The sequence below is a fragment of the Paludibacillus litoralis genome, assembly GCF_037646705.1.
Taxonomy (GTDB): Bacteria; Pseudomonadota; Alphaproteobacteria; order Rhodobacterales; family Rhodobacteraceae; genus Pikeienuella; species Pikeienuella litoralis.
Genome location: NZ_JBBHER010000006.1, coordinates 200,916 through 216,566, shown reverse-complemented (window position 1 = coordinate 216,566; position 15,651 = coordinate 200,916). Strand labels below are relative to the sequence as shown.

13 protein-coding genes are annotated in these 15,651 nt (G+C 69.6%); 12 read left to right on the top strand and 1 reads right to left on the bottom strand.

The features are described 5' to 3' along the window. The first annotated feature begins 1 nt into the window (after window position 1). The 12 genes from mraY (at window position 2) to recN (ending at window position 14,933) form a co-directional block, all read left to right on the top strand. Window positions 2–1,090 carry a phospho-N-acetylmuramoyl-pentapeptide-transferase gene (gene mraY, locus WG921_RS12200; protein WP_340109514.1) on the top strand — a complete coding sequence of 363 codons (1,089 nt, stop codon included), beginning with the start codon at window positions 2–4 and terminating at the stop codon, window positions 1,088–1,090. A gap of 94 nt (window positions 1,091–1,184) precedes the next feature. Further along, window positions 1,185–2,582, top strand: coding sequence for a UDP-N-acetylmuramoyl-L-alanine--D-glutamate ligase (murD, locus tag WG921_RS12195; RefSeq protein WP_340109513.1), 1,398 nt, complete (start codon window positions 1,185–1,187; stop codon window positions 2,580–2,582). Then, window positions 2,579–3,742 carry a peptidoglycan glycosyltransferase FtsW gene (locus WG921_RS12190; RefSeq protein WP_340109512.1) on the top strand — a complete coding sequence of 388 codons (1,164 nt, stop codon included), beginning with the start codon at window positions 2,579–2,581 and terminating at the stop codon, window positions 3,740–3,742. The genes murD and WG921_RS12190 overlap by 4 nt, the downstream gene beginning before the upstream one ends. After that, window positions 3,739–4,863 (top strand): UDP-N-acetylglucosamine--N-acetylmuramyl-(pentapeptide) pyrophosphoryl-undecaprenol N-acetylglucosamine transferase, encoded by a 1,125-nt coding sequence (locus tag WG921_RS12185; protein ID WP_340109511.1) that lies wholly within the window; start codon window positions 3,739–3,741, stop codon window positions 4,861–4,863. The genes WG921_RS12190 and WG921_RS12185 overlap by 4 nt, the downstream gene beginning before the upstream one ends. Then, entirely contained in the window at window positions 4,860–6,251 is a 1,392-nt protein-coding gene (murC, locus tag WG921_RS12180) for a UDP-N-acetylmuramate--L-alanine ligase (protein WP_413788588.1), read from the top strand. The genes WG921_RS12185 and murC overlap by 4 nt, the downstream gene beginning before the upstream one ends. Window positions 6,252–6,258: 7 nt before the next feature. After that, the gene (murB, locus tag WG921_RS12175; protein ID WP_340109510.1) at window positions 6,259–7,209 is read left to right on the top strand and encodes a UDP-N-acetylmuramate dehydrogenase; all 951 of its coding nucleotides are present in this window, start codon (window positions 6,259–6,261) and stop codon (window positions 7,207–7,209) included. Between the two features lie 80 nt (window positions 7,210–7,289). After that, window positions 7,290–8,204: a D-alanine--D-alanine ligase gene (locus WG921_RS12170; RefSeq protein ID WP_340109509.1), complete on the top strand. Its 915-nt coding sequence runs from the start codon at window positions 7,290–7,292 to the stop codon at window positions 8,202–8,204. Further along, on the top strand, window positions 8,192–9,085 hold the full coding sequence (locus tag WG921_RS12165; RefSeq protein ID WP_340109508.1) for a cell division protein FtsQ/DivIB: 894 nt from the start codon (window positions 8,192–8,194) through the stop codon (window positions 9,083–9,085). Before WG921_RS12170 ends, WG921_RS12165 begins: the two co-directional genes overlap by 13 nt. Then, window positions 9,082–10,416: a cell division protein FtsA gene (gene ftsA / locus WG921_RS12160; RefSeq protein WP_340109507.1), complete on the top strand. Its 1,335-nt coding sequence runs from the start codon at window positions 9,082–9,084 to the stop codon at window positions 10,414–10,416. The genes WG921_RS12165 and ftsA overlap by 4 nt, the downstream gene beginning before the upstream one ends. A 116-nt stretch (window positions 10,417–10,532) precedes the next feature. Continuing rightward, window positions 10,533–12,161, top strand: a complete 1,629-nt coding sequence (gene ftsZ / locus WG921_RS12155; protein ID WP_340109505.1) for a cell division protein FtsZ — start codon at window positions 10,533–10,535, stop codon at window positions 12,159–12,161. Between the two features lie 214 nt (window positions 12,162–12,375). Beyond that, window positions 12,376–13,236: an outer membrane protein assembly factor BamD gene (locus WG921_RS12150; protein ID WP_340109504.1), complete on the top strand. Its 861-nt coding sequence runs from the start codon at window positions 12,376–12,378 to the stop codon at window positions 13,234–13,236. A gap of 35 nt (window positions 13,237–13,271) precedes the next feature. After that, window positions 13,272–14,933: a DNA repair protein RecN gene (gene recN / locus WG921_RS12145; protein ID WP_340109503.1), complete on the top strand. Its 1,662-nt coding sequence runs from the start codon at window positions 13,272–13,274 to the stop codon at window positions 14,931–14,933. A gap of 7 nt (window positions 14,934–14,940) precedes the next feature. Here the strand turns inward: recN and WG921_RS12140 are convergent, their stop codons facing one another. After that, a complete protein-coding gene (locus tag WG921_RS12140) occupies window positions 14,941–15,600 on the bottom strand; it encodes a FecR family protein (RefSeq protein WP_340109502.1) in 660 nt (219 codons plus the stop codon). Between the last annotated feature and the right edge of the window lie 51 nt (window positions 15,601–15,651).

Below are 15,651 nucleotides of genomic sequence, written 5' to 3'. Positions count from 1 at the left end.
GATGCTTTATGAACTCCTGACCCCGCTTTCGAAGGGGGGGGATCTTTTCAACCTCTTCCGCTACATCACGTTCCGGGCCGGCGGCGCGTTTTTCACCGCGCTGCTGTTCGGCTTCCTGTTCGGGCGGCCGATCATCAACCGGCTGCGCCGGATGCAGGGCGCGGGCCAGCCGATCCGCGAGGACGGGCCGGCGAGCCATATTCTGGAAAAGGCGGGAACGCCGACCATGGGCGGAATGATGATCCTCGCCGCGATCATCGTCTCCATGCTGCTTTGGGGGCGGATGGACAACGGTTTCGTGCTGTTGGTCATGTTCGTCACGCTCGGGTTCGGGGCGATCGGGTTCATCGACGATTATCAGAAGGTGACGAAACACAGCCATCGGGGGTTCTCCGGCAAGATCCGGCTGCTGATCGGGTTCGTCATCGCCGCAATCGCCGCGGTGTGGGCGACCTGGCTTCAACCGGAGGCGCTGCAGACCCAGCTCGCCATGCCGGTGCTGAAGGAGATGCTGATTCCGCTCGGGTTCGTCTTCTTCCCGTTTGCGATGCTGGTGATCGTCGGTTCGGCCAACGCCGTGAACCTGACCGACGGGCTCGACGGATTGGCGATCATGCCGGTGATGATCGCGGCGGGCTCGCTCGGCGTCATCGCCTATGTCGTGGGGCGGACCGACTTCACCGAGTATCTCCAGCTTCATTATGTGCCGGGAACGGGGGAGATCACCGTCTTCGCCGCGGCGCTGATCGGGGCCGGGCTCGGCTTTCTCTGGTATAACGCGCCGCCGGCGATGGTGTTCATGGGCGACACCGGCAGCCTCGCGCTCGGCGGCGCGCTCGGCGCGATCGCGGTCGCGGTGAAGCATGAAATCGTCTGGGCGGTGATCGGCGGGCTTTTCGTGCTGGAGGCCGTCAGCGTCATCGTGCAGGTGGCGAGCTTCAAGCTGACCGGCAAGCGGGTCTTCCGGATGGCGCCGATCCACCATCATTTCGAGCAGAAGGGCTGGCGCGAGCCGACGGTGGTGATCCGGTTCTGGATCATCGCGGTGATCCTCGCGCTGATCGGGCTCGCTTCGCTGAAACTGAGATAGGAGCGCGGGCGATGACGGCATCCGAAAGCGCCGCGGCGCCGCTCGACCGGCGAAGGAGCGGGGCTCTCGCCCCGGCGATGGAGAGGGCGCGCGCATGATCGCGGTACGCGGATATGAAGGGCGGCGCGTCGGCGTGCTCGGGCTCGGAAGGTCCGGCCTCGCGGCCGCGCGGGCGTTGAGCGCGGGCGGCGCGCAGCCGATCTGCTGGGATGACGGCGCCCCGGCCCGGGACGCGGCCGCCTCGGCCGGCTTCACCATCGAGGATCTGACCCGCGCCGACGCCTGGCGCGAGACGTCGCTGCTCGTCGTCTCGCCGGGCGCGCCGCATCTCTATCCGGCGCCGCATCCGGCGGTCGCGGCGGCTTCGGCGGCCGGCGCGCTGGTGGACAACGATATCTCGCTCTTCTTTCGCGCGGTCCGGATGTCGGGGGCGGAGGTGAAGGTGGTCGCGGTCACCGGCTCCAACGGCAAATCGACGACGACGGCGCTGATCGACCATATTCTCGGCGCCGCCGGCCGGCCAAGGCAGATGGGCGGCAATATCGGCCGCGCGGTTCTCGATCTCGATCCGCCGGCGGATGGCGAGGCGGTGGTGCTCGAACTCTCCTCCTATCAGCTCGATCTCGCGCGGGTTCTGGCGCCGGATGTCGCCGTTTTTCTCAATCTTTCGCCCGATCATCTGGATCGTCATGGCGGGCTCGGCGGGTATTTCGCGGCGAAGCGGCGGCTCTTCGAGCTCGGCGCGCCGGATGTCTCGGTGATCGGCGTCGACGATCCGCACGGCCGCTTTCTGGCGGCGGCGACGCGCGATCCGGCGGCGGACGGCGCGCGGGTGGTTCGCATCTCGGCGGCGGCGCGGCTTCGGGGGGAGGTGGGCTCCGTCTTCATGAACAAGAGCCACCTGACCGAATGGGGCAAGGAAAAACAGGCCGCCGCGTTCGACATGCGCGCAGCGCCGGCGCTTCAGGGGCGCCACAATCATCAGAACGCCTGCGCCGCATGGGCGGCCTGCCGGGCGCTCGGGCTCGGGCCGAAGACGATCGCGGCGGCGCTGCCGACCTTCGCCGGCCTGCCGCATCGGATGGAGGCCGTGGGCGCGGCGAACGGCGTGACCTTCGTGAACGATTCGAAGGCGACCAACGCCGATGCGGCGGAAAAGGCGCTTTCGACCTATGAGCGGATCCGCTGGATCGCCGGCGGCGTCGCCAAGGCTGGCGGGATCGAGCCGCTTGCGCCGCTGTTTCCGCGTATCGTGAAGACCTACCTGATCGGGGCGGCGGCGGCGGAGTTCGCGGCGACGCTCGGCGACGCGCCGCATGAGACGTGCGGCGACCTTCAGACGGCGCTCACCCGCGCCGCGGCGGAGGCGGAGTCGGGGGATGTCGTTCTGCTCTCTCCCGCGTGCGCCAGTTTCGATCAGTTCAGCAGTTTCGAAGCGCGCGGCGACGCCTTCCGCGAGGCGGCGCGGCGCATCATCGGAGGGCGGGGATGACCGATTTTGCGTTCCGCGCGGCGCCGGAGAGTTTCGTCGATCCTTCCATTCTCGGCCGCTGGTGGCGGACGATCGACAAGCTTTCGCTCCTCGCGCTGATCCTGCTGGTCCTTGTCGGGTTGCTGATCAGTTTCGCCGCGTCGGTGCCGTTGGCGGAGAAGAATGGTCTGCCGCAGTTTTACTTCGTCACCCGGCACGCGGTGTTCGCGGCGATGGCCGTGGGGCTGATGCTGGCGCTGTCGGTGCTGTCGCCGGATCAGGTCCGGCGGAACGGCGTGCGGCTTTTCCTGCTCGCCTTCGCGGCGGTGGCGCTTCTGCCGCTCTTCGGCACCGACTTCGGCAAGGGCGCGGTCCGCTGGTACTCGTTCGGCCTTTCCGTGCAGCCGTCCGAGTTTCTGAAGCCGGGTCTGGCGGTTCTGACCGGCTGGATGATGGCGGCGTCGCTTCGGCCGATGGGGCCGCCGGGGGTCTCGCTCTCCTTCCTCATCACCGTGGCGGTGATCGGCGCGCTGGCCATTCAGCCGGATTTCGGCCAGGCGCTGCTGGTGGTCGCCTCGTGGGGCGCGATGTTCTTCGTCTGGGGCGCGCCGATCTGGCTGATGGTGGGGCTGGTCGGCTGCGGCGTCGGCCTGATCTGGTTCGCCTATACGAATTTTGAATATGTCGCGAGCCGGATCAATGATTTCTGGGCCGCCGACATCGATCCGACCAGCCAGATCGGCTACGCGACCAACGCGATCCTGAAGGGCGGCCTGTTCGGGGTCGGCGCGGGCGAGGGGTCGGTGAAATGGTCGCTGCCGGACGCCCATACCGATTTCGTGATGGCCGTGGCGGCGGAGGAATACGGGCTCGCCTTCTGCCTCGTCATCATCGGGCTCTTTCTCTTCGTCACGCTCCGCGCGCTCCGGCGGATGATGCGGGAAAAGGATGCGTTCGCGCGGGTCGCGGCCTCCGGGCTGGCGGTGATGTTCGGTCTGCAGGCGTTCATAAACATCGGCGTCACCTTCACGCTGTTGCCGGCGAAGGGGATGACGCTGCCCTTCATCTCCTATGGCGGCTCCTCGATGTTGGCGTCGGGTCTGGCGATGGGCTTGATGCTGGCCCTGACGCGGGACCGGCCGCAAGATCATGTCACCGACAGGATCGGCGCCGGCCGATGACCGAGCCGGCGAGGGATGCGCCGCCGCTTCTCGTCATCGCGGCGGGCGGCACTGGCGGGCATATGTTTCCGGCGCAGGCGCTGGCGGAGGAGATGCTGTCGCGCGGCTGGCGCGTCGCGCTCTCGACCGATGCGCGCGGCCTCCGGTATGCGGGCGGCTTTCCGAAGGAGGTGACGCGGCGCGCGCTTGCGGCCGCGACCTTCTCGCGGGGCGGCGCTCTGGCCAGGGTCGCCGCGCCGTTCCGAATCGCGAAAGGCGTCCTGGAGGCCCTGCGCTGGTTCGCGGCGGACCCACCGGCCGTCATCGCCGGGTTTGGCGGTTATCCCGCCGTGCCGGCGCTCGTCGCCGGTCTCTGGCGGCGGACGCCCGTGCTGATCCATGAGCAAAACGGCGTTCTGGGCCGGGTGAACCGGCTTTTCGCACGTCGGGTCGATGCGGTCGCCTGCGGCGTCTCTCTCCCGTCGAACGCGCCGAAAGGCGCGCGGCTTCTCGAGATCGGGAACCCGGTGCGGGCCGCGGCGCGCGCGGCGATGGCCGTCCCTTACGCTCCGCCGGGGCCGGAAGGCGAAGTGAACCTGCTGATTTTCGGCGGCAGCCAGGGGGCGTCGGTTTTCGCGCGGCTGGCGCCGGAGGCGGCGGCGGCGTTGCCGGTCCTGCTTCGCGCGCGGCTGCGGGTCACGCAGCAGGCCCGCCCGGCGGAGGCGGCGGGCCTCGTCGCCGCCTACCGCGATCTCGGGATCGAAGCGGAGATCGCGGAGTTTTTCACCGACATGCCGGCCCGGATCGCGGCGGCGCATCTCGTGATCAGCCGCGCCGGCGCGTCGACCGTGGCCGAGCTCGCGGCGATCGGCCGGCCTTCTATCCTCGTTCCTTACCCCTCCGCGATGGACGATCATCAGAGCGCGAACGCGCGGCCGCTGGCGGCGGCCGGCGCGGCGATCTTCGCGCCCGAGGCGGGGTTGACGGGGGCGGCGCTGGCGGGGCACATCCGCGCGGTTCTCGGCGCGCCGGACCGGGCGGCGGAGATGGCCGCCGCGGCGCGCGGCGCCGGACGCGCCGACGGGGCCGCGCGGCTCGCCGATCTGGTCGAACGCCTTGGAAAAGGAAAATCTGTAAAATGATGACCACCGCTCTGCCGCTCGATATCGGGCTGATCCATTTCGTCGGCATCGGCGGCATCGGCATGTCCGGGATCGCCGAAGTGCTGCTCAACCTCGGCTACCATGTTCAGGGCTCCGATCTGAGGACGAGCCCGATCACCGACCGGCTGGCGGCGATGGGCGCGCGGATCTTCATCGGCCAGAGCGCGGAGAACATCGCGGGCGCGGAGGTCGTCGTCATCTCCTCGGCGATCAAGCCCGGCAATCCGGAGCTGGACGCGGCGCGCGCCGCATCCCTGCCGGTCGTCCGCCGGGCGGAGATGCTGGCCGAGTTGATGCGGCTTCGCTCCAATGTCGCGGTCGCCGGCACGCACGGAAAGACGACGACGACCTCCATGGTCGCCGCCCTGCTGGATGGCGGCGGGTTCGACCCGACCGTGATCAACGGCGGAATCATCCAGAGCTACGGCTCCAACGCCCGGCCCGGCGCCGGCGACTGGATGGTGGTCGAGGCGGATGAGAGCGACGGCACCTTCGTGAAGCTGCCGGCGACCATCGCCGTCGTCACCAATATCGACCCTGAGCATATGGACCACTACGGCGATTTCGACGCGCTGCGCGCCGCGTTTCTCGCCTTTGTCTCCAACGTGCCGTTCTACGGGCTGGCGGTCTGCTGCATCGACCATCCGGAAGTGCAGCGCCTCGTCGGCCTGACCGACGACCGGCGGGTGGTGACCTACGGCTTCTCCCGGCAGGCCGATATTCGCGGCGAGGCGATCCGCTACGAGGGAGGCCGAACGAAGTTCGACGTCGTCTTCCGAAGCGGCGAGCGTTACGACGGGCTGACCCTGCCGATGCCCGGCGAACATAACGTCTCCAACGCGCTGGCGGCGATCGCGGTCGCCCGGGAGCTTGGCGTCTCCGAAGCCGAGATCCGCGCGGCGCTGGAGGCGTTTGGCGGCGTCAGCCGGCGCTTCACCCGCGCCGGTGAATGGAACGGCGCGGCGATCATCGACGATTACGGCCATCATCCGGTGGAGATCGAGGCGGTGCTGAAGGCGGCGCGGGCGGCGACGACCGGGCGCCTGATCGCGATCCATCAGCCGCATCGGTATTCGAGGCTGGCGGATCTGTTCGAGGAGTTCTGCGGCGCGTTCAACGACGCGGATATCGTCGGAATCATGAATGTCTACGCGGCCGGCGAGGCGCCGATCGAAGGCGCCGACCGCGAGGCGCTGGTCGAGGGGCTCCGCGCGCACGGCCATCGGTCGGCGCATGCGGTCGACGATGAGCCGGGGATGGAGGCGTTCGTCCGCGCGCACGCCCAGCCGGGGGATATGGTGGTGTGCCTCGGCGCGGGCACGATCTCGGGCTGGACCAACGCGCTGCCCGGCCGACTGGCGCAGTGACGCGGCGATGACGGCTCTCGACCCGGCGCTGGCGGAGAGGTTTTCGGGCCGGATCCATGCGCGCCGGCCGCTCGCGCCCTTCACCTGGCTTCGGGTCGGCGGCCCGGCGGAGACGCTGTTCACACCGAAGGACACGGGCGAGCTGCGCGCATTTTTGGGCGCGCTCGACGCTGCGGTTCCGGTGACGATCCTTGGCGTCGGCTCCAATCTGATCGTCCGGGACGGCGGGGTCCGGGGGGCGGTGATCCGGATCGTCGGGCCGGGCTTCGGCGCCGTCGAGCAGCTTGAGGGCGCGCGCCTGCGTGTGGGCGCGGGCATGCTCGACGCGCAGGCGGCGAAGACCGCCGCCCGGCTTGGCGTCGGCGGGCTGGAGTTTCTGCGCACCATCCCCGGGACCATCGGCGGCGCGGCGGCGATGAACGCGGGGTGCTATGGCGCCTATATGGCCGATGTCTTCGAATCCGCGGAGGCGGTGACGCGCGACGGCCGGATCATCACGCTGACCCCGGCGGAGATGAATTTCGGGTATCGCGCCTCGGCGCCGCCTGCGGGCGCGGTGATCGTCTCCGTGATCCTGAAGGGGCGGCCCGAAGCGCCCGACGCGATCGAGGCGCGGATGGCGGACGCGCTGAAGCGCCGGGCGGAGAGCCAGCCCACGGCGGACCGCACGGCGGGCTCCACCTTCCGGAATCCGGCCGGATTCTCCTCCACCGGGCGGGGAGATCACGGACAGGAACGGATGGCCTGGCGGCTGATCGACGAGGCGGGGTGCCGCGGATTGCGCCTCGGCGGGGCGGTGATGAACGTGAAGCATCCGAACTTTCTGACCAACGCCGGCGGCGCGACGGCGGCCGATCTCGAAAATCTTGGGGAGATGGTGCGGGAAAGGGTTCTCAAATCGTCCGGGATCGCGCTAGAGTGGGAAATCAGGCGGATCGGGGAACATCCGGGCACCTGACGACGCCGGCGAAGGCCGGTTAGTGAGAAAACCCCGTGAAATACGGGGAAAGCCCGGGAAACGGGTGGAAAGAGGCGCGGATGTCGAGCAGGACACCCCGCGTAGCGGTGCTGAAAGGCGGCTGGTCGGCCGAACGCGAGGTTTCTCTCGCGTCGGGCCGGGAGTGCGCGGCGGCGTTGCGAAGCGCGGGCTACGACGTGGTCGAGATTGACGCAGGACGCGGGCTCGCGGCGGACATCGCCGCGGCTGAACCCGATGTGGTGTTCAACGCGCTCCATGGCCGGGGCGGCGAGGATGGCTGCGTTCAGGGCCTCCTGGAGGTGCTCGGCGTTCCCTATACGCATTCCGGCGTGCTCGCCTCCGCGCTGGCGATGGACAAGATCCGCGCGAAGGACGTCTTCGCCGCGGCCGGAGTTCCGGTCGCGGAGGGCCGGCTCGCCAGCCGTGAGGAGATCGCGGCCGGGCATCCGATCGCGCCGCCCTATGTGGTGAAACCCTATAACGAAGGCTCTTCGGTCGGCGTTTACATCGTCCGCGAGAGGGCCAACGGCCCGGCGCGGCTGGAGGCGGGGGCGCCGCCGGAGCTTCTGGTCGAGGCTTACGCGCCGGGGCGCGAGTTGACCGTCGTGGTGCTCGGCGACCGGCCGCTCACCGTGACGGACATCCTCTCCACGACCGGCTGGTACGATTACGCGGCGAAATACCAGGACGGCGGCTCGCGGCACGTGGTCCCGGCCGATATTCCGGCGGATGTGTTCGACGCCTGCATGAAACACGCTCTTCGCTGCCATCAGGCGCTCGGCTGCCGCGGCGTGACGCGAACCGATCTTCGCTGGGACGAGGCGAAAGGGGTCGAGGGGCTGATCGTGCTGGAGACGAACACTCAGCCCGGCATGACGCCGACATCGCTGGCGCCGGAGCAGGCGGCGCATTGCGGGATGAGCTTTCCGGACCTCTGCCGCTGGATCGTCGAGGATGCGTCATGCGCGCGCTGAGACGAAAATTCCTCCAGCGCGATCCGGCGCCGTCCCGCATCGCGTTCAGGCTGAAACGGCGCTGGAGAAGCCCGGCGTTTCGCCGCGTGATCATGGTGCAGGTCCCCGTCGCCGCCGCGCTCATCGCGCTCGGCGGCGCTCTGGCGCAGCCGGATATCAGACAGGCGGCGATGGACCGGTTCGAGACGGTGCGCGGCGAGATCGTCGCGCGGCCGGAATTCGCGATACGCCGGATCGAGGTGAGGGGCGCGAGCCCCGCCGTCGCGGCGACGGTGCGCGCGTCGCTGCAACCCTGGATCGGCGCGTCGTCGCTGGCGGCGGACGCGGCTTCGATCCGCGCGGCGGTTGGCGCGCTCGGCTGGGTCGAGAGCGCGGGCGCGCGTCTGGTCGCGCCGGAGACGTTGATCGTGACGGTGAAGGAGCGGACGCCGGCGCTCGTCTGGCGGATGGGCCCGGACCTCACGCTTCTTGACCGGAATGGCGGGCGCATCGCATCCCTCGCGGCGCGCGCGGAGCGGCCGGATCTGCCGCTGATCGCCGGCGCGGGCGCCGACCGCGCCGCCGCGGACGCGCAGGCGGTGCTCGACGCCGCAGGCGGATTGGCCGCGCGCATTCGCGGCCTCGTGCGCGTCGGCGAACGGCGCTGGGATGTGGTGATCGAGGACGGGCCGCGGATCATGCTGCCCGCCGCCGGCGCCGCCGACGCGATGAGCTATGTCGCGGCGCTGGAGGCGGGCGAGCGCGTGCTCTCCCGCGAAGTGAGCCATGTCGATCTTCGCCTCGAGCGCCGCCCGACTCTCCGTCTGACCGCGGGCGGCGTCGAGGCCCTCGAAGCCGCCCGCAACTCCCGTGAGCCGAGAAAAGCTGGAAAAGACGCATGAACCCCTATCTCGCCGACATGCGCGCCATGCGCGAACGCCTCCGCGCGGCCCTCCGCCGCGGCCTGATCGCGGTGATCGACGTGGGCTCGTCCAAGACCGTGTGCCTGATCCTCAAGGTCGATGCGGCGGCGCTGGAGCGGGCGCAGGCCTCGGGCTCGGCCCATGAAGCGCATAACGCGCTTCGCGTCATCGGCGCCGGGGTCACGCAGTCGCGCGGCGTGCGCCTCGGCGAGATCGTCGAGATGGAGGAGGCCGAGCGCGCCATCCGCACCGCGCTGGAGCGGGCGGAGAAGGCCGCCGGCGCCCGCGTCGATCAGGTGATCGCGACCGTCTCCGGCGCCCGGCCGCGCAGCGCCTCCAGCTTCGGCGAAGTGGAGATGGAGGCGGACGAGGCGACGGGCCGCGACATCTCGCGCGCGCTGGCCGCCGCCGACTGGCCCGACCGGCGCGAGGGCCGCGAGATGATTCACGCGATGCCGGTCAACTTCACGCTGGACGGGCGCACCGCGACCGCGGATCCGCGCGGCATGACCGCGCGGATGCTCGCGGTGGACATTCACGCCGTCTCCGTCGACCGGATGCCGCTCCGCAATCTCGCGGCGTCGGTGCGGCGGTGCGATCTGGAGCTCGCCGGCGTCGTCGTCGGCTCCTATGCGGCCGGGCTCGCGAGCCTGGTCGAGGATGAGCAGAAGCTGGGCGCGGCCTGCATCGATATCGGCGCGGGGTCGACGGATATCGCGGTCTTCCTGCGCGGCCACCTCATCCACGCCGACAGCGCCCGCATCGGCGGCGATCATCTCACGCAGGACATCTCCGTCGGCCTGTCGATCCCGGCTGAGGAAGCGGAGAAGATCAAGGTCCGGCACGGCGGCGCAATCGCCACCGGGCTGGACGACCGGGAGCTGATCGAGGCGCCGTATCTCGGAGAGCATCATCCCGCGGAGCGGCGGCGGATCCCGCGTTCGGCGCTGATCGGGGTGATCCGGCCGCGGCTGGAGGAGATTCTGGAGACCGCGCGCCGCCGATTGGACGAGGCCGGGTTCCAGCACCTTCCGGGGCGGAGAATCGTTCTGACCGGCGGCGGCGCGCAGCTCACCGGCGTGGAGGAGACCGCGCAGCGGATCCTCGGCCGGCAGGTCAGGATCGGCCGGCCGATGCGGATCGCGGGCCTGCCGCAAGCGGCCAGCGGGCCCGATTGCGCGGCCGTCGTCGGCCTTGCGCTGCATGCGGCGCTGCCGCGGGACGAGGTCTGGGATTTCGAGCCGGCGGCGACATTTCCCAATCGGCGCCGCCTCGCCGGCGCGGTCCGCTGGTTCCGCGACAATTGGTAGGGTTTTAAGGGATTTTACATCGACATGATTCTCTTCATGGGATAGGGTTTGAGGATAACGCCTCAAAACGAAACAAACGAAGGCGTGGCAGCAGTGACAAGATACAGGCGGAACCCATGGCACTTAACCTGAAGTCGCCGGAAGCGGACGAGCTCCGGCCTCGCATCACCGTGTTTGGCGTAGGCGGCGCCGGCGGCAACGCCGTCAACAACATGATCGAGAAGAATCTCGAGGGTGCGGAGTTCGTCGTCGCGAACACCGACGCGCAGGCGCTCCAGCAGACGAGATCGAGCCGCCGGCTGCAGCTCGGCGTCGGCGTGACGCAAGGCCTCGGGGCCGGCGCGCGCCCCGAGATCGGCGCCTCCGCGGCGGAGGAAAGCCTCGACGAGATCGCGCAGCATCTTCAGGGCAGCCACATGTGTTTCATCACCGCCGGCATGGGCGGCGGAACCGGCACCGGCGCGGCGCCGGTCATCGCCCGCGCGGCGCGCGAGATGGGCATCCTGACCGTCGGCGTGGTGACCAAGCCCTTCCAGTTCGAGGGCGCGAAGCGGATGAAGCAGGCTGAAGGCGGCATCGACGCCCTTCAGCAGGTGGTCGATACGCTGATCATCATCCCGAACCAGAATCTCTTCCGCATCGCGAACGAGCGCACGACCTTCGGCGAAGCCTTCATGATGGCGGACGACGTTCTCTATCAGGGCGTCAAGGGCGTGACCGACCTGATGGTGCGTCCGGGGCTCATCAACCTCGACTTCGCCGATGTGCGGTCGGTGATGGACGAGATGGGCAAGGCGATGATGGGCACCGGCGAGGCCGAAGGCGAGACCCGGGCCATCGACGCCGCCGAAAAGGCGATCGCCAACCCGCTTCTCGATGAAGTCAGCCTGAAGGGCGCCAAGGGCGTCCTGATCAACATCACCGGCGGGTACGATCTGACCCTGTTCGAACTCGATGAGGCGGCGAACCGGATCCGGACCGAAGTCGATCCGGAGGCGAACATCATCGTCGGCTCCACGCTCGATCCGGAGATGGAGGGGCGGATGCGCGTCTCCGTCGTCGCCACCGGCATCGACGTGGAAGCGATGGGCGAGACCCAGCCGCAGACGTCCGAGCGCCGGCCCGCGACCACCAGCCGGATCGTGCCGACGACGGCCGAGGCCCCGGCGCCCCGCCGCGCGTCGGCGGCGCCGGCGATGGCCGCGCGGCGTCCCGAACCGCAGCCGCAACCGCAGCCGGCCATGCGCGCGGCGGCGGCGCCCGACACGCGCTCGCGCGAGCCGGAGCCGAATCTCTTCGCCGAGGAAGAGCAGGGCGGAAGCGGCAACTTCATCGCGCCTGCGCCGGTCGAGCCGGGCGATCCGCGCGCCGACGTCGAGGACGAGCCCGCGCCGCGCCGGGAGCCGCAACGCCGCGCCGCGCACGCGGGCGACCCCACGCCCTTCACCGTCGCGGGGATGCGGGAGGCCGCGGAAGGAGCGGAAGCCGACAAGAGCCGCTTCGGCCTCAACAGCCTGATTCACCGGATGACCGGCGGCGGCGGCGCGAAAGGCCGCGGCGATGCCGGAACCGCGGGGCGGATCGCCCCGCTCCCGGCGCAAGCTCCCGCCGCCGCTGCGCGGCGCGAGCCGGCCCCGAGGGGCTATACGCGCCCGGTGATCGATGAGCGGCATGAAGAGCCGGCGGAGGATGACGAGGATCTTCGCATGGAGATCCCGGCCTTCCTGCGCCGCCAGGCGAACTGATCCGCGACCTCTCCCTGTCGCGACCAGCGGGCGCTTCCGGTCCATTCCGGAGCGCCCGTTTTTATCGGAATGGATGCGGCGGGTTGTCTCCGTCGGCGCGCGGCGGTATCGGCGGGGCGCGACAGCCGGCGCATGACGCGCGTCTGCGATCCATGCTATCAAGCCGTCTGTCGCCTGAACTGGCGGAGCGGACAAGCAGGCGAGGGATGCCGGAATGAATCGCGACACTGAGATCGGCGCAGAGCGCGCCGCACGCCCGTCTTTCGTGCTTGCGGCGGCGGTTGTCGCCGCGCTGGCGCTTGGCGGGTGCTCGAGCGAGAAGAGCCTGGTGGATGACGCGCGCCCGGCCGCGGACATCTTCGCGGAGGCGGACGCGAATGCGGTCGATGGGGATTTTGTCGCCGCCGCCGAGGGGTATGACGAGGTCGAGCGGCTTTACCCCTATTCGAATCTCGCCAAGACGGCGATGATTCGCTCGGCCGAGTCCTATTACCGGGGGCGGAAATACGACGAGGCGCGGCTGGCCGCGCAGCGCTATCTGGACTTCTTCCCGTCGGACGCCGACGCGGCCTATGCGCAATACATCGTCGCGCTCAGCTATTATGACCAGATTTCGGATGTCGAGCGCGACCAGGGCGACACGATCCGCGCCAATCAGGCGCTGCGCGAAGTGATCGAACGCTATCCCGACAGCAGATATGCGCGCGACGCCGCCCTGAAACGGGATCTGACGCTGGACAACCTCGCCGGCAAGGAGATGCAGATCGGCCGATATTATCTGGGCCGGGGGCACTACATCGCCGCGATAAACCGGTTTCGCCGGGTGGTCGAGCAATACAACACCACGTCGCAGACGCCGGAGGCGCTGCACCGGCTGGTCGAGAGCTATCTGGCGCTCGGCGTCGTGAACGAGGCGCAGAACGCCGCCGCGGTGCTGGGCTACAACTACCCCGGCTCGGAATGGTATGTGGACAGCTACGCGCTGCTGACGGGCCAGCGGCTCGGCCCGGAGATCGACGAGGAAAGCTGGCTCAGCCGAAATTTCCGCAAGGTCTTCTACGGCGATCAATTCTGATCGAAAGGATCCGACGAAAGGCTGGCGAAACGACGATGCTGGAGAGTTTGGAGATCCGGAACATCGTTCTGATCGAACGGCTCGATCTGGATTTTTCGTCTGGTCTGAACGTCTTGACCGGGGAGACGGGCGCCGGGAAATCCATCCTTCTCGACGCGCTCGGCTTCGCGCTCGGCCGGAGGGACGCCCGTGGGCTGGTCCGGGCCGGCGCGCGCGAGGGCTCGGTGACCGCGACCCTGGCGCCGGAGGCGGTCGGCGGCGTCCGGGCGCTGCTGGATGAAGCCGGTTTCGACATGGACGCCGAACATCTGATCCTTCGCCGCGTCGCCGCGGCGGACGGGCCGTCGCGCGCATATCTGAACGACCGGCGGATCAGCGCCGAGACGTTGCGCGGGATCGGGGAGGCGCTGGTCGAGGTGCATGGCCAGCATGACGATCGCGGCCTTCTGAACGCGCGTGGGCATCGCGGGCTTCTCGACGCGTTCGCCGGCGCGGACGCGGAGCTGGCCGCGTGCAGGGCGGCGTTCAGGCGCAAGAGAGAAGCGCGCGAAGCGCTGGCTTCCGCGATCGCCCGTGTCGAGGCGGCGGCGCGGGACCGCGAGTATCTGGAGCACAGCGTCGCCGAATTGATCCAGTTCGCGCCCGAGGCCGGGGAGGACGACGCGCTCGATACGCGGAGGCGCGCGATGCAGGCGGCGTCGCGCATCGGCGAGGAGGTGGCGCGCGCCGCCGCGCTTCTCGGCCCGGAGGGCGCGGAGGGCGCGGCCCTCGACGCCCTCCGTCGGCTCTCGGACGCCGCCGGAGCGGCGGAAGGGCGGCTCGACCCGTCGATCGAGGCGCTGGACAGGGCGCTGGAGGCGCTGGCGACGGCGGCGGCCGGCGTCGAGGCGGCGGTCGAGGAGATGGAGTTCGATCCGCATGAGCTGGAGCGGGTGGAGGAGCGGCTTTTCGCGCTCCGGGCGCTGGCGCGGAAACATGAGCGCCCGCCGGACGACCTCGCCGCCCTCGCGGAGGAGATGACGAAGAAACTGTCGGAGATCGCGGAAGGGGAGGGCGAGCTGACGGCGCTTCGCCGGGCGGCGCAGGCGGCGGAGGCCGCGCATCTCGAGGCGGCGGCGGCGCTCGGCGCGAAGCGGCGGGAGGCGGCGGCGGCCCTGGACCGGGCGGTGGCGGCGGAGCTGCCGGCGCTGAAGATGGAGCGCGCGGTCTTCACCACCACGATAACCGAGACGCCGCCCGGGCCCGATGGCGGCGATCAGGTCGCCTTCTCCATCGCCGCCAATCCCGGCGCGCCGCCCGGCCCGCTCGGCGAGGTGGCTTCGGGCGGCGAGCTTTCACGCCTGCTTCTGGCCCTCAAGGTCGCGCTTTCGGCGCGCGGCGCCTCGGGCGTGATGATTTTCGACGAGATCGACCGCGGGGTCGGCGGCGCCACGGCCGACGCGGTGGGGCGGCGGCTGGCGCGGCTGGCGAAGGGCGCGCAGGTTCTGGTCGTCACGCATTCGCCCCAGGTGGCGGCCTTTGGCGACGCGCAATTCCGGATTGAGAAGGCGGTCGCCGGCGGCGTCACCCGGACGACGCTCAGGAGACTCTCAGCTGAGGAGCGGCGCGACGAGATCGCCCGGATGCTCTCCGGCGACGAGGTGACCGACGCGGCGCGGGGCGCGGCGGCGGCGCTGCTGGAGGCCGCCGCCGGCTGAGGCGGGTTCAGCGATCATTTCCGCTTTCGCCGCCCCCGTCGTCTCCCGGCCCGTCGCCACCGCCACCGGCATCTCCGAGCGGAAAGGTCGCCGGGACTGGCGGCGTCCCACCCGCAACGCAGGAGACGGCTGAGCATGTAACATGGCTTGGCGCCGCGAATTCGAACCGCTCGCCCGATTGCGTGGCCGTGGCGGTGACGGCTCCCTCGGTCACCCAGAGTTGGGTTTCTTCGTCGCTGATCGCGTTGACCCAGAAAGTGGTTCCGCGGACACCGATGGTCGCGACCGACGTCTTGATGGAGACGCCGTCTTCCGGCATCCGACCGCTGATCATGCGGATCGCTCCGCGCGCCAGCGAGAGCGCAATCACGCCGGGCTTCGCGTCGCCCGCGAAAACATACTCGTCGATGACGAGTGAGGCGTTCGGCGCCACGGTCAGGTTCGTGCCATCCTCCAACCTGATTTCTATCGAGCCGTATTGTTTGGTGTAGACGCGGGCTTGCTGAAAAATATCGGCTCCCTTCTCGACCGTGAAGCCGACCTGGCCGGAAGCCTGGAACGCCTGTTGTTGCACGGTGGAGACCTGGCCGGCGCGCTCCAGCGCACCGACTGGCGCGGCGGTCATAACCGCGCCGAGCATGATGAGGGCCAGTGAGCGGGATGACATGATAAGATCCTTTAAAAACGAAGGACCAATCTAGCACATGAACGCCCGCCG

Bases quoted from the DNA above. Each gene is read 5' to 3' on its own strand.
- murD (WP_340109513.1), top strand. From the start codon at position 1,185: ATGATCGCGGTACGCGGATATGAAGGGCGGCGCGTCGGCGTGCTCGGG.
- ftsZ (WP_340109505.1), top strand. From the start codon at position 10,533: ATGGCACTTAACCTGAAGTCGCCGGAAGCGGACGAGCTCCGGCCTCGC.
- WG921_RS12165 (WP_340109508.1), top strand. From the start codon at position 8,192: ATGCGCGCGCTGAGACGAAAATTCCTCCAGCGCGATCCGGCGCCGTCC.
- WG921_RS12190 (WP_340109512.1), top strand. From the start codon at position 2,579: ATGACCGATTTTGCGTTCCGCGCGGCGCCGGAGAGTTTCGTCGATCCT.
- ftsA (WP_340109507.1), top strand. From the start codon at position 9,082: ATGAACCCCTATCTCGCCGACATGCGCGCCATGCGCGAACGCCTCCGC.
- WG921_RS12150 (WP_340109504.1), top strand. From the start codon at position 12,376: ATGAATCGCGACACTGAGATCGGCGCAGAGCGCGCCGCACGCCCGTCT.
- WG921_RS12140 (WP_340109502.1), bottom strand. From the start codon at position 15,600: ATGTCATCCCGCTCACTGGCCCTCATCATGCTCGGCGCGGTTATGACC.
- WG921_RS12185 (WP_340109511.1), top strand. From the start codon at position 3,739: ATGACCGAGCCGGCGAGGGATGCGCCGCCGCTTCTCGTCATCGCGGCG.
- WG921_RS12170 (WP_340109509.1), top strand. From the start codon at position 7,290: ATGTCGAGCAGGACACCCCGCGTAGCGGTGCTGAAAGGCGGCTGGTCG.
- recN (WP_340109503.1), top strand. From the start codon at position 13,272: ATGCTGGAGAGTTTGGAGATCCGGAACATCGTTCTGATCGAACGGCTC.
- murB (WP_340109510.1), top strand. From the start codon at position 6,259: ATGACGGCTCTCGACCCGGCGCTGGCGGAGAGGTTTTCGGGCCGGATC.
- mraY (WP_340109514.1), top strand. From the start codon at position 2: ATGCTTTATGAACTCCTGACCCCGCTTTCGAAGGGGGGGGATCTTTTC.
- murC (WP_413788588.1), top strand. From the start codon at position 4,860: ATGATGACCACCGCTCTGCCGCTCGATATCGGGCTGATCCATTTCGTC.